Consider the following 12,431-nt stretch of genomic DNA (forward strand, 5'->3'; position numbering starts at 1 on the left):
TCTCGACGTCTCTCACCTCCTTCGAACCGGAAATCTGGCTGGTCGGCAGCGAAGATCGCGATCAGCCGCTAGGTAGCGAAACCAGCCCGCGGTCGCTGACCGAGCGCTGCCGTAACACGTCCTCCGCCGGCGGCGCACCACGCGCCAAGTCCAGCCCCACCGCGTTGGCCTCCAACTCGACGACGGTGCTCCACTGCCCGCCCCGCTCGTACTCACGCGTGCGCAATCGCCCGGTCGCCACCACCGGATCACCCTTGCCCAATGCGGTTGCCACCCCGTCGGCGAGCCGTTTCCAGCAGTTCACCGTGGCGTAGAACCGAGCGCCGTCAACCCATTCCTCGGCATCCCGGTCGAACCGGCGGGAGGTGGCGGCCACCCGGAAACTGGCCACCCGATTTCCATTCGGCGTATCCCGCACGACGGGTTCGGTGATGACGTAGCCCACCACCGTCACCAGGGTCTCGAACATCGCTGCCGCTCCTTTCGGTGTTGCGCGGCCGACCTCCGGCCACCACCCAAGGTTGCCTGAAGATCGCCACGCAGCGCGACAGATTTACTACGTTACGTAGATATTCCGGCCGATCGGCCAGGTCAACTGCTCCGAGGAGTGTCCTTCTCGGCTAGTTGCCTCAGCATTTCGTTGTACGCGGCCAGATCCGCGTCGCCGTCCGCATCGGCCTTCCGGTCAATTCTCCGGGCCGCGCGGGAATCCGCGCGGGACCATTGGACCAGCAGCGCCAGCATCACCACGACCAGCGGCACCTCGCCCGACGCCCACGCCAGCCCCCCGCCGAGCCGCTGGTCGGCGAGCAGGTCGGTCATCCAGGGCAGGTCGATGCTGCGGTAGAAGTTCGCCCCGATCACCGTCTGCGACATCATCAGCGCGATGCCGAAGAACGCGTGGAACGGCATTGAGGCGAAGACCAGACCGACCTTGCCCATCGGCGGCAGCGGGCGCGGCGCAGGATCGATGCCGATCACCGGCCAGTAGAAGACATAGCCCACCAGCAGGAAGTGCGCGTTCATCGCCAGGTGCGCCCAGTGCTGCGTCAGCGCCACGTCGAACAGCCCGGAGAAGTACAGCGCGTAGAAGGAGCCGACGAACAGGGCCAACGCGACGATCGGGTTGGTCAGCACCCGTGTCACCGGCGAGTGCACGAACGCCAGCAACCATTCGCGCGGTCCCGGCGGCTGCTCCTTCCCGGCGGGCTTGAACACGCGCAGCGCCAGCGAAGTCGGGCCGGCCAGCACCAGCAAAACCGGCGCCAGCATCGACAGCAGCATGTGCTGGCCCATGTGCACGCTGAACACCGCGGGCGCGTATTTGCCGATGCCCGACGAGGTGGCCGCCAAGATCGTCGCGCAGCCGCACAACCAGGCGATGGTCCGCCCGACCGGCCAGCTGTCGCCCCGCTGGCGCAAGCGGTAAACGCCGCACAGGTAAAGCGCGGCCAGGGCCAGCGCCAGCGTGCCGTAGACCAGGTCGAACCGGACGTCGAACAGCAGCCGGAGCGGGGTCGGCGGGACGTCCAGCGGGTAGCCGATCAGCAGCTCGGTCCGGCCCGGCACGGTCGCGCTCCCGGCGGGCGGCGGCGTGCGTCCGAGGGCTACGGCGACGCCGATCGTGGCGAACATGACCAGCACCTCGACCGCGCCGAGTCGCAGCAGGGCGGACCCGCCCGCCCCGCCGTCCAACCGCCGGACCACACTGCGGCGCTGGAGGTACCCGAACCCGCCGAGCACCACCAAGCCGACGATCTTGAGCACCAGCAGTAGGCCGTAGGTCGAGGTGAAAAGCTGCCCCGGCGACACCCGCACCAGCGCGTTGATCATCCCGGACAGCGCCATCGCCGCCCAGCACACCAACGCGACTCGCGAGAACCGCCGGGCGACCAGTGGGAGATATGCGCCGCGGCGAGCCGCGTGCGCCAGCAGCGCGACCAGGCCGCCCACCCAGAGAACCGCCCCGAACAGGTGAAAGAGCAGGCTGTTGGTCGCGATGTCGTGCGCGCCACCGCTGGCGGAGTGGCCGGTGGCGATCACCGGGAAAAGCCCGAGCAGCCCCAGCCCGAAGGCCACGACGGTCCAGCCCCAGGACAGCGCCACCCGGCAAGCCAGCGCGACCACGAACGCGATGAATGCGGTCAGGGCCCACGCCTTGGCTTCCTCCAGAGCGTCGACCAGGCCGAAAAGCACTTCGGTGTTGAGCACGTCGGACACCGGGCGACCGGTGGCATCGGCGGCGATGAACGGCACCATCAGCGCCGCGCCCACGCACCAGACCGCGGCCGCCCAACCGGCGGTCCGCACGGCGGCGTATCCGTCAGCGGCCAGCGCACCCGACCGCTTCGCCGGGATCCCGAACGCGGCCAGCAGCAGCGAGCCGATGCACACGACGGCACCGGATTCCGCAGTTACCCGAACGACCGGCAACCCGTAGTGCGTGATCGGCCCGGGATCCGGCAAGCCGAGCAGGGCGTACGAGGAACCGGCGGAAAGCGCGGTCAAGGCGGCGGCGATCAGCGCCGCCAGAACCCCGGCGGTAACGACCAACACGCCCACGGTGCTCGACGTGCTGCGCCGTTCCGGTGGTGGTGCGGGGACGGTCTCGGAGGGCACGTTCTGAGCGTAACCGCCGCGTACGCACGGCTGGGGAGCCTGGCCACGTTAGCGCCGCGTCCGAAACGTTCAGCGAACACCGGGCACCCTGCTTGCGTGCGGAACCGCCGTCGCACGTACTCCGCACCGCGGCCTTCACACCGTTGGGGAACGTGTTCTCCCGTGCGCGTGGGCCGCTACGGTTGCACAGTGACAATCGTCCGTCGCTGTGTACTTGTGTTGCCGGTGTTGTTCTTGTCCGCAGTGACCGGGTGCGCCGCGCAGGTGCCCGGCGAACCGATTCCGGCGGCAGGATTCCACGACAATTACCCGGGGCAGCCGCGGTCGTCCATCGCCACGCACGCGAACATCGCGACGCCGCGCAACCCCGACGGGATCGCCCCCTGCGCCCTGCTGACACCCGCCGACCTGGCGGTGGTCGGCGGTGCGGTCGGGTCGCCGCATCCGGACAACCCGATCGCCGGTGCCTGCGCCCAGCTGCTGGCCAGCGGCCCGGAGAACACCGCGGCGGCCGGTTTTTACGACCCTTACGAGATCGCGGTCAGCCGCCAACCGCGGGGCGTCCCGGTCGACGTCGAGGGACATTCGGTCTGGTTGTACTGCGAGCTCGTCAATACCCACCAGACCTGCACCGCAGCCACCGCGATCCGGTCCGACCGCACGCTGCTGACCATGCTGTCGATGCAGGGTGCGTCCGCGGCCGACACCTCTGACCAGCTCTTCCAGCTCACTACCGCCGCCCTGCACAAGTTGCCCCCGGCCTGACCGGGGCGAACCCAGGTTGTCGATCAGCTTGCCGTTAGGTACCGGCTCGGCAACGGTGTGGCGTCAGTCCCGCACCTGATGACGCCTCCGGTTACCCTGCTTGCTGCGGCTCAGACGAGCTGTCGCCCGAACGGCCCCCATAGCTCAGCTGGATAGAGCAAAGGACTTCTAATCCTTAGGTCGCAGGTTCGAGTCCTGCTGGGGGCGCCACCAGCCAAAACAACGGGACTTAGTCCTGCACAGCGTATAGCGAGCACAGGATTCGGCGACCTACTCTCGGGTTATGCCGAAGACCACGCCATTAGCCTCCCAGGCTGCCGCGCTCGACGACCTCGGCGAGCTGCTGACAGACTGACGTAGGCACCTGCGCGCCACGAACACGGCGCCGCGCACGATCCTCTCCTACCTCAACGTCGGCGAGGAGTTCGTGAAGTTCCTCAGCGACCGAGGGATGCCGACCGCAGCCAGCGCGATCACCCGCGAGCACGTCGAGCGTAGTACTGACCCACGCCCTCGCTCCGTCCGTTCGACATCTTTTGGAGAGACGGGGTGTCTTTGCTTACTCGCGTCCTGCGCCGTCTGGCCAGATGACGGTTACCGGCACATCGTGCTCGCGGGCCGCCTTTACGACGTCACCCGTACCGCTGTGTCCGGCCGATGGCTGGCCATCCCATACGGCCAGCATCGCGTCGACGGTGTCGAGGATGTGCTCACTTGCGCCCATGTAGGCGTCGCGACCGGACTCGGCGAACGGCATCGTTCGAACCTTCGATGCTGCGCCGATCAGTTCGTCGAACTCGGCGGCGTTGTCCGGCTTCACCTTGCGGTCGCGGTAGTCGGCGGCGGGAAGAACGACTTCGAGTGAGCCGCCAACGTTGAGTACTGCACGGGCGAAGATCTGATCAGCACCGCGGGCAAGGCAGCTCACCCCGATGAGTCCTTCACGGTGAGGCAGCAACTCAGCCTCTAGTGCTTGCTGTACGAGTGGGACGCTCGCGGCTGTGAGGTTCGAGTGCCCAGTGATTCCGATACGCGGCAAGTCCGGCCCTTTCCTTCACTGCTGATCAGGCTTCGATCAAGGCGCGAACCGCGTCGCGTGTGCTGCGCACCGCCGCTGACGACGCGAACGGCTGCGATTCGCGGTGGAAGTCTCGCAGCTTCTCGCCGACGCGCCCGTTCGCCCAGTGCTTGGCGATGGGCAATGCCTCGTCGACCAGTTCGCACGCGCGGTCGGGCTCCGCGGTGATGAGGTGAGTGCGTGCAAGGCCGATGAGGTCGAATGCGCGGTTTCGGGCGCGGGACGGGTCGCGCAGGGCAAGCGCGCGACCGATGTATGCCTGTGCGTGTCGGGCTTCCGTCGGTTCCTGCCTTGTGGCGGCGAGATCGCGCCACCGGGCGCCGAGCACGCCGTACAGCTCGGCCTCATCGAGTCCCCGTACTCGGCTATCAGGCTCTTCGGCGCCGGATTCCGCGAAGTGGTCTTCGGCGAGGCCGACCGCCCGGCGGAACGGCTGTACTGCCCCGGTCTGGGCGTAAGACCACGCTTCGCGTGTGGCCAGCAGGGAGCGCAGTATCGGGCGCGCCGACTTCCGGGTGCCGTACTGGGCAAGCTGGACGAGTTCAAGACCATCGTCGGGCTGGCCGAGGTCGAAGCATTGTCGTGCGAACGCCGCGAGGGTGACCGCGGCGAAGTTGTCGTCGCCGCCGACTTTGGCGAACTGGACCGAAAGCGTGTAGTAGCGCTGGGCGGCTCGGTGTAGGCCGGAGTCCCACGACATCGACGCGGCGATCTCAGCGATCTCGGCGCCTGCGAGAAATCCCTCGCGCGTTGTGACGGTGTCGGCAGCGTTCTTCAGCCGGTCGCTGACGTCGTTGAGTTGCGCGATCACGGCTTTGCGGACGAGTTGCCCAGTGGGTGTGTTGTTCCACCCCTGGAGACCTCCTGCGATCTCCCGCCAGCCGTCCAGTTCGGCCCGGCTGATCACAGAGGTACCCGAGAACCGACTGTGCTGGGGCATCAACCAGCGCTGTAGGGGGTCGGTCAGTGCTGCACCGGCGATGGCCGACGCGGATGCCAGCGCTTTTCGTCGCGAGAGGGTCACGTCCTGACTCGTCATTTCCTCGGCAGTGGCTACGACGTCCGAAGGATGCCAGCCCGTGGACTGCGCGTCTGCCCCTGAAGATCGAGACTGTGTCGGCGTCTGCCTACGCGGAGTGAACCCCAGTTCGCTGTCGAATTGCGCGTCCAGCACTGCGCGCAGTCCTGACCGGTAGGCCGCGCCGGGCCACCTGACTTCGCCACGCTCGTATCGAGCAATTTGGTGTCGATCGAGATCGTACCGATCGCCAGTCGCGGCGAACAGGTAACGATTGACCTCCTCGGCCAGCTCGGACCGCGACATGGACTCGCCCGGAACGCGGCGGGATGGAGTGGCCTCACGTGCTGCACGAAGAGATGTGTTCGGCGTTGGCACGATCTCTCCTTTCACGATCAACCACAGAGTGTATCTACATGGACGCAGCGGGTCATATAGCAACCTGACCCGAGATGACCCGGAAACTGTGTCGGATGACCCGCGTTTTCTGACGAGAGTCAGGTCATGACCAATTCGGGGAGCACCAGCGGGTTCCTGGGACACGTGTTCTCGGCGGCGAAAGCCTGGTGCAGAGCGAGACGCGTGAGCGCGCACACGAGGCGTGAACGACGAGTGATTGTTCGACATCGGGTGCGCGTCCATCTTCCCGCACCGGGCCAGCCGACTTCGCCCTTGGCGCGGCGGCGTCCTGGCGGAGGCGACCGACCGTGAGTACCCAGATCGACGCCCTGTTCGCCGAGCTGCGCCGCCAGTCGTGGGGAACGTGGGTGTTCGGCCCGAAGGATGGTCCCGACATCGTCGCTTCGGTGCGTCGGTGGCCGACATGCTCGGATGTGGTGATCCTCCGTGGCGAGGATGGCGAAAACGACGCGACCGCCTACCGCACAGCCACCTTGCCCGGCGCCGACCCGCTCATGCCCGAACTGGTGTCCTGGCAATACCACTCGTCGGCGGTGTGGACCCTGCGCGCAGTGCTCGCACTGCCCGAACCGGGGCACGTTGAGGCGCCGATCGCGATGCTGCGGCCCGACCCGCTGTGCTTCCTACCCCCGGACCTAGGCCGCCCCATCAGTTATCGGCCGCCGTCGATCTCCGGCGATCCTCCGCACCCAACGCGGCCGATTCCCCGCTGATTTCCCGCAACCACCAACCATCACGAGCAGAAGGGCCGCCGCAGTGGTCGTCCTAGGCGTTGTAATCGGCGTTGCCGCAGTCGTCCTCACGGCGGTGTGGGCCAGTCGCTACTACCCGGCGCGGAATCCTCGCAACGGCGCGGTGTCCGTGCGGGAACTGGTCGACCGTGTCGAGTCCGAGGCGAGCAGCGGCGGCTGGCACCAGCGGCGCGGGCCGGTCACGATCCGCGGTGACCTCGCCGACGACCTCGCCGACACGCAGACCCGAATCCTGACGCTGCCACCCGAAATTCGGTCGCTCGACCGCGACGACCAGGCGCGCAACCTGCTGGTGCTGCAACGCCTGCTCGCGAGTGTGAAGCGGCTTTAGACCCGGCCCGGTGTCGTAAACGCCCCCCGACCGGCACCGGGTCGCCCGGCTAACGGTGCACTTCCCCCGGGCGCACCGTCCAGCCGGTTCTAACTTCCCGCACCAACGACGTTGCGGGCCGAAATGGCCACTGTGGACAAAGAGAGGGGGTGAGACCGATGCCCGACAATCCCGAGCTCGAAGACGAATCCACCACCGAGCAGAACGACAGCGGCGAGGGCACGCCGTACTACGACTCGTGGGGCGTAGCGCACTGGCCGGGAGTTGGCCCGCAACTGTGACCGCCGGCCGAGCAGCGTCGAGTGACGTTCCAACTGCTCGGCCAGCTTTCCCGGCCCCGGCGCGTCGCAGCCGCAGCACGGCCGCTGCGACCGGGTCGACGAGCGGCACAACGCCGCAACCGACCCCACCGCGCCGGGGCCTACCCGCGGGTGTCTGAGCGGGGCACCAGGGAACGAGCGATCAATGCAAGCGGCGAATTCGGAGGTTCACTGTGGACGCAGGGATATCGTTCGTATGGCTAGAGATCACCGGAAAATGTCAGCTGGAATGCACCCACTGCTACGCCGAGTCCGGCCCGACCGGCGACCACGGCCAGATGCAAGAGAATGACTTTTCCCGTTTACTGCGGTGGCCAAACGTGGCCTGCTAGCTCAGGGCTCTTGGGGATACTGGTGGTCGCCACCTGGTCGTGTTGTCGATACGCTCAAGGTCACTGTTCGCCGAGGCTGAAGCCCCGGGGGGGGTAGCTCACAAGGCGCGGCGAAGGGAACACACGGCGAAGTAGGTGGCCTCATGGAAACGTTCGGCCAGACGCTCCGGAAAATCCGCAAAGCTCGTGGAAGGTCGCTGGCAGTGGTCGCCGGTTTGGCGGGCATTTCTCCTTCGTATTTGTCACGGCTGGAGTCCGGTGACCGCTCGCTCGACCGGCGTTGGCTAATCGTGGCATTGGCGCACGCGTTGGACGTCGCTCCAAGCGAGATCACTGGTTCCGCACTGGCGATACCTCGTGATCCGGGTGACGATCTGGCGCTGAACGAAGTTCGTCTTGCGCTGCTGGCTGTAAGCCTCGACGAGCCGCGAGGTGAGGTTCGGCCCGTCACGCGGATGTCCAGCGCATGCTGGCGGCACAGAACAACGCCGAAAGCGCCGCTGTAGGGAAATCGTTGCCCTCGCGGGATCTGCACACGACATTGAAAGCACACTGCGATGAGCCCGAAGTGTTGCGGCTGCTGACGTTGGCCCACATGCAGGGCACGCAGGCGTGGCTGACAACGATCGGTGCTCCGCTGGATCTATCGTGGCAGGCAGCAATTCTGGCGCGGCAGGCTGCCGAGCGGCTTGACGATCCGATTTCGCTGGCCGTAAGTGCGTATGGCACCGCGCTCGGGCTTCTGTCCGCCGGAGCGTTGAAACTCGCATCCCAGACCGTCGCCGCAGTCGAGCTGCCGCCGACCAACACCGAGGACAAGCAGATGGCCGGGTCGCTGGCGTTGGCGTCGGCGCTGATCTCCGCGGCACGGAAAGATCACGCCGACCGGTCTGCCGCTTTGGAGCACGCTGCGGAACTGGCAGAACAGACAGGCGAAACCAACATGCTTGGTTACGGCTTCGGCCCATCGAATGTGGCAGTTTGGCGAATGCAGGGCGCGCTCGAAGCCGGCGACTACGCCGAGGCTGCCGAAATCGCCGAGACCGTCAACCCAGATGCGCTAACCGTTCGCGCCAGACAAGCCGTTTACTGGCGGGAGACCGGCCGGGCGCTGGCGCGTTTGCCGAAGAGGCGCGATGGCGCTGTGATCATGCTGCGGCGAGCTGAGCACATTTCTCCAGAGCACGTACACAGGCACCCATTCACACGGTCAACGCTCGTCGAGCTGCTAGCGCTGGCGAAGCGTGATGCTGTGGGCCGCGAGTTGCGTGGTATGGCCTACAGGGCTGGGCTCCACGTGTAGCCCATCTGGGTGTTTGCCACGAGGGCAACAACTTCCTTAGCATCGGGGCGAAGGTCGTCACATGTCGCAATGGCTGTTGATCCTCGCCGCTGTCCTTCTGTGGCTGCCATGTATGGCATCAGGCTATAGCGCAACCCTGCTGACGAACGAACTAGCCCGACGAACCTGGGAATCCCCACCGACGGGGCACCGCGAACGAATGATCAATACGAAGCCCCTTTCCCCGCAACACTTGTCAGTGTCGGCAGCGAACTCGTCTGCCCAGCGAGGGCGAGCGAAAGGAAGTCATCAGGTTAGTCCGGAAAAGACGTACGGCGTGATCGTGCTGAACAATACGGTCTGCAACATGGACACAGGATGCGGCGCGGCCGTGCCGGAGCGCGGCCGACGTGCGTGCAGTGGCAACCCGGCCGCGCCCACGTCACGCCGTACGCGGCCAGCACCGCCGGTCCCCGTGCTTGACAATGTCGAGCTGCTGCAACCGGGGAACCCTTCCCCGCGAGGGCAAAGACCGTTATTTGCCAGGAAGCCATACATACACGGCCGCGTCATCTCGCTCAGCCACGTCACTTCCCAGCTGCCGTAGTACATATGACGTACCGGTGCGTCCTCAGTGGTCTGCTCCCTTTGCGTCCGCTGAGCCGACACATGGACGCAAAGGGAGTGGACGTGACCGGCGCCTTGTGTCGATGGCGCGGGGGATCATCTCCAACTGCTTGAGCTCGGAACGTCTCGCGCCTGGCCCTTCTTCACCACGACCGTCGGGGCTCCGCACTCGAGGTCCGAATAGAGCGTGGCGTCGATACCGGTGGCGTTGATGACGGATCGAGCTGGGTACCTGGGGAGCGGACTGCATGTGTGCTGGAGGGGATTCTTGTAGTAAACCAGTGTGCCGAAGAACTCTGCCTGGGTGTAGAAACAGACGGAGTTTTCCGGGCAATCGTTCGCCGAGGCGCTCTCGACCACGGCTGGCTCCGGGTCCCCGGTGAAGCCCGGTTGCGCGTTGGCGACACTCGCGGGCAACGCGAGCGTCAGAAACATCACCGCGGCAGCACACAGGTTTCGCTTGGACATCGTTCTCCTCTGCGGATTGTTTGACCGGGAAAATGCACCCGTGCACAGTTCGCCAGCAGGTGCGTGGCCAGATTATGTGCTGATCAACTTGCGGGAAACCCGAGTTGCCGCTCGCCACTCGGACGTTGAACTCGATCATTCTTCTGAGTTGTCCGGCGCGACAACGCGTAGTGGATCTCGTTCAGAGAGCCGCGGTTTCCCCCGTGCAAGCACTGCTCCACACACCAGTGGCGATTGCTTCCGTCACGCGGCGGACATCCGCTGCCAATGGGCGGTCTGCGTGTACGAAAGGCGACAGTTTCCGGACGGCTGCGTGGACCGCGGTCGTCTCCGGGCTCAGCCTTTCCAGCCCACGCAGGTCGGCGGCTTGGCACAGCGCGATCAAGTGGATGGCGGCGACCTCTTGGATTAGCTCCACGACGGAGCGCGCATCACGGGCGGCGATCGTTCCCATGCTGACTTTGTCCTGGTTGTGCGCCTCGGTCGAGCGGGAGAAGGCGGTCGCCGGATTCGTCCACCGCAAGGCCTCGGCGACCAGAGCCGACGCGGTGAGCTGCATTCCCTTGAAGCCGTGGTGCAGGCCGGCGTTCCAGCTCTCCGGGTCGAAACGCGGAACGAGGTTCGGCGTCAACCCGTTGTTGAACTTCTCGTCGACGACCAGTTGCAGCTGCCGGTCGAGAAGGTCACCGACGCTCGCCACCGCGATTTTCAACGAGTCCATTGTCTGGCCGACGTGCCCACCGTAGAAGTTGCCGCCGTTGAGCACCGTGCCGTCGGGCGCGAACAGCGGGTTGTCGTTGGACGAGTTGACCTCGGTCTCCAGCATCCTCTCGGTCCAGGTGAGCGTGTCGCGCAAAACCCCGATGACGTGCGGTGCGCAGCGGATCGAGTAGCGGTCCTGGATTGGCTGGTCGAGTTGCCGGTAGCCGAGCCCGGACCAGTCGGTGTCGAAATCACCCGTGAGGCCAGGGGATGTCACGCCGTTGAATAGCTGCCGGATGTGCCGGGCACTCCTCCGCACACCGTCGTGGGGTTTCTGCTCGAACAGGAAATCGTCGAAATGGGCGGGATTGCCGCAGAGGACTTGGCTGGCCAGCGCCGTGCACATCTCGGCCGTGTTCGCGATCTCTGCCGCCGCGTGCGCGGCGAGGACGGCGAACGCCGCCATGAAGGACGTGCCGTTGACGAGCGCCAGCCCTTCCTTGGCTTCGAGCGCGACCGGCTTAAGCCCGGCGGCGGCGAGTGCGTCGGCCGCCGGAAGAACTTCTCCGCCGTACCGCACCTCCCCTTCTCCGATCAGCATTCGCGCCACGTAGCTGAGCGGTACCAGATCCCCGCTGGCGCCGACCGATCCGCGCTCTGGGATGACCGGGAGGATATCGTGGTTGAGGCACTCCACCAGCAGTTCCACGACGTTCGGCCGGATCCCCGAATAGCCACGGGCCAGGCAGTTGGCGCGAATGAGCATGGTCGCTCGCGTGACCTCGGGCGAGGCGGGCGAACCGGTGCCACAGTTGAGGAAGCGCAACAGGTTTTCCTGGAGCGCGGCACTCTTGTCGCCGTGGATCTGCCTGGTGTTGCTGTCACCGAATCCGGCGGTGACGCCGTAGATCGGGACGCCCGCGTCCATCAGCTTGAGCTTGACCTGGACGGCGGCTTCCATCCGCCCGACCGCATCGGTCGCAATGCCGACGTGACGTCGATGCGGGCCACGTGCGACGGCGACCACATCGGGCAGGGCAAGCCCGTGGCCGTCGAGAAGCAGGTCTGACTCGACGCGCTTGGTCGAATACGGTTCGGTGAGCGAGTGCGCCATGTGTTGCTCCAGATCTCGGGGGGCGTGGACGCTGCTATCGGCATCGCCATTCCGCGATTCGATTGAGGACTCTGTCGACAACTCGCGCGGAGGTCGGGTGGAAGCGGTTCGGCACAGCGGCGATCCATGAGTCCACGATCACTTACCGCAGGTGGTACGTCGCCCGCTCGTACGCACGCGTCGACAGCCGTCCCGCCGCGCGAGAGCACTATGCGGGTTCCTCGGCTTGAGCCGCCAGGACACCTTTCGATCGACGTTGCACGACCGTTCCTCGGCAGCGGCGAAGAGCATGTCGACTGTGGACCCTGGGCTCTCCGAAATCGGTTCCACCGCTGACGTGAGCCACGTTCCGGCATGACGCGACAAGGCGAGCTTTCGCCGGGAAACACACTGTCAAGTGAGGGACCTTGGACGGAGATCGGTCCAGTGCTCCTCGATGTAGTCCACACAGGTCTGTCGGCTGCTTTCCGAGCGCGCGACGGTCCAACCCGGCGGCACCTCGATCGTGGCAGGCCACAACGAGTGCTGACCTTCGGCGTTGACCAAGACGAGGTATCGGGCATCCTCGTCCTCGAACGGGTTGGTCATGACGGTCCTCCTGGT

General features: G+C 66.0%; 13 protein-coding genes and 1 tRNA gene. 7 read left to right on the forward strand and 7 right to left on the reverse strand.

Annotated elements, in window-relative coordinates:
- Positions 1–61: 61 nt before the first annotated feature.
- A complete protein-coding gene (gene ssb, locus BJ970_RS03105; protein WP_246470675.1) occupies positions 62–469 on the reverse strand; it encodes a single-stranded DNA-binding protein in 408 nt (135 codons plus the stop codon).
- Positions 470–591: 122 nt separating this feature from the next.
- Positions 592–2,619 carry a bifunctional copper resistance protein CopD/cytochrome c oxidase assembly protein gene (locus tag BJ970_RS03110; RefSeq protein ID WP_184723442.1) on the reverse strand — a complete coding sequence of 676 codons (2,028 nt, stop codon included), beginning with the start codon at positions 2,617–2,619 and terminating at the stop codon, positions 592–594.
- Between the two features lie 189 nt (positions 2,620–2,808).
- Here BJ970_RS03110 and BJ970_RS03115 point away from each other — a divergent pair, with 189 nt between their 5' ends.
- Positions 2,809–3,384, forward strand: coding sequence for a DUF3558 domain-containing protein (locus BJ970_RS03115; protein ID WP_312864085.1), 576 nt, complete (start codon positions 2,809–2,811; stop codon positions 3,382–3,384).
- A gap of 133 nt (positions 3,385–3,517) precedes the next feature.
- Positions 3,518–3,594 (forward strand) — tRNA-Arg (locus BJ970_RS03120).
- A gap of 349 nt (positions 3,595–3,943) precedes the next feature.
- Here the strand turns inward: BJ970_RS03120 and BJ970_RS03125 are convergent.
- Complete coding sequence (locus BJ970_RS03125) at positions 3,944–4,312, reverse strand: hypothetical protein (protein ID WP_312864086.1); 369 nt, start codon at positions 4,310–4,312, stop codon at positions 3,944–3,946.
- A gap of 136 nt (positions 4,313–4,448) precedes the next feature.
- Complete coding sequence (locus BJ970_RS40395; RefSeq protein ID WP_512700276.1) at positions 4,449–6,305, reverse strand: NsdA family TPR-like regulatory protein; 1,857 nt, start codon at positions 6,303–6,305, stop codon at positions 4,449–4,451.
- Between BJ970_RS40395 and BJ970_RS03135 the strand changes: the two genes are divergently transcribed.
- The 5 genes from BJ970_RS03135 to BJ970_RS03145 all read left to right on the forward strand — a co-directional run bounded on the left by BJ970_RS03135 (position 6,188) and on the right by BJ970_RS03145 (position 8,938).
- Positions 6,188–6,613: a hypothetical protein gene (locus BJ970_RS03135; RefSeq protein WP_184723451.1), complete on the forward strand. Its 426-nt coding sequence runs from the start codon at positions 6,188–6,190 to the stop codon at positions 6,611–6,613. The genes BJ970_RS40395 and BJ970_RS03135 overlap by 118 nt on opposite strands.
- A 43-nt stretch (positions 6,614–6,656) precedes the next feature.
- Entirely contained in the window at positions 6,657–6,983 is a 327-nt protein-coding gene (locus tag BJ970_RS03140; protein ID WP_184723454.1) for a hypothetical protein, read from the forward strand.
- Between the two features lie 158 nt (positions 6,984–7,141).
- Positions 7,142–7,264 (forward strand): hypothetical protein, encoded by a 123-nt coding sequence (locus tag BJ970_RS38740; protein WP_281399409.1) that lies wholly within the window; start codon positions 7,142–7,144, stop codon positions 7,262–7,264.
- A 514-nt stretch (positions 7,265–7,778) separates the two neighbouring features.
- Positions 7,779–8,141: a helix-turn-helix domain-containing protein gene (locus tag BJ970_RS37600; protein WP_246470684.1), complete on the forward strand. Its 363-nt coding sequence runs from the start codon at positions 7,779–7,781 to the stop codon at positions 8,139–8,141.
- Positions 8,102–8,938, forward strand: coding sequence for an XRE family transcriptional regulator (locus tag BJ970_RS03145; RefSeq protein WP_246470685.1), 837 nt, complete (start codon positions 8,102–8,104; stop codon positions 8,936–8,938). Before BJ970_RS37600 ends, BJ970_RS03145 begins: the two co-directional genes overlap by 40 nt.
- Positions 8,939–9,640: 702 nt before the next feature.
- Here BJ970_RS03145 and BJ970_RS03150 read toward each other — a convergent pair.
- The 3 genes from BJ970_RS03150 to BJ970_RS03160 all read right to left on the reverse strand — a co-directional run bounded on the left by BJ970_RS03150 (position 9,641) and on the right by BJ970_RS03160 (position 12,416).
- Positions 9,641–10,012 (reverse strand): peptidase inhibitor family I36 protein, encoded by a 372-nt coding sequence (locus BJ970_RS03150; protein WP_184723457.1) that lies wholly within the window; start codon positions 10,010–10,012, stop codon positions 9,641–9,643.
- A 181-nt stretch (positions 10,013–10,193) separates the two neighbouring features.
- Complete coding sequence (locus BJ970_RS03155) at positions 10,194–11,828, reverse strand: HAL/PAL/TAL family ammonia-lyase (protein ID WP_184723461.1); 1,635 nt, start codon at positions 11,826–11,828, stop codon at positions 10,194–10,196.
- Between the two features lie 393 nt (positions 11,829–12,221).
- On the reverse strand, positions 12,222–12,416 hold the full coding sequence (locus BJ970_RS03160; protein WP_184723464.1) for an MbtH family protein: 195 nt from the start codon (positions 12,414–12,416) through the stop codon (positions 12,222–12,224).
- Positions 12,417–12,431 lie beyond the last annotated feature (15 nt).

The organism is Saccharopolyspora phatthalungensis, assembly GCF_014203395.1.
In the GTDB taxonomy this organism is placed as follows: domain Bacteria; phylum Actinomycetota; class Actinomycetes; order Mycobacteriales; family Pseudonocardiaceae; genus Saccharopolyspora; species Saccharopolyspora phatthalungensis.

Bases quoted from the DNA above. Each gene is read 5' to 3' on its own strand.
- ssb (WP_246470675.1), bottom strand. From the start codon at position 469: ATGTTCGAGACCCTGGTGACGGTGGTGGGCTACGTCATCACCGAACCC.
- BJ970_RS40395 (WP_512700276.1), bottom strand. From the start codon at position 6,305: ATGTCGGCCACCGACGCACCGAAGCGACGATGTCGGGACCATCCTTCG.
- BJ970_RS38740 (WP_281399409.1), top strand. From the start codon at position 7,142: ATGCCCGACAATCCCGAGCTCGAAGACGAATCCACCACCGAGCAGAAC.
- BJ970_RS37600 (WP_246470684.1), top strand. From the start codon at position 7,779: ATGGAAACGTTCGGCCAGACGCTCCGGAAAATCCGCAAAGCTCGTGGA.
- BJ970_RS03145 (WP_246470685.1), top strand. From the start codon at position 8,102: ATGCTGGCGGCACAGAACAACGCCGAAAGCGCCGCTGTAGGGAAATCG.
- BJ970_RS03150 (WP_184723457.1), bottom strand. From the start codon at position 10,012: ATGTCCAAGCGAAACCTGTGTGCTGCCGCGGTGATGTTTCTGACGCTC.
- BJ970_RS03155 (WP_184723461.1), bottom strand. From the start codon at position 11,828: ATGGCGCACTCGCTCACCGAACCGTATTCGACCAAGCGCGTCGAGTCA.
- BJ970_RS03160 (WP_184723464.1), bottom strand. From the start codon at position 12,416: ATGACCAACCCGTTCGAGGACGAGGATGCCCGATACCTCGTCTTGGTC.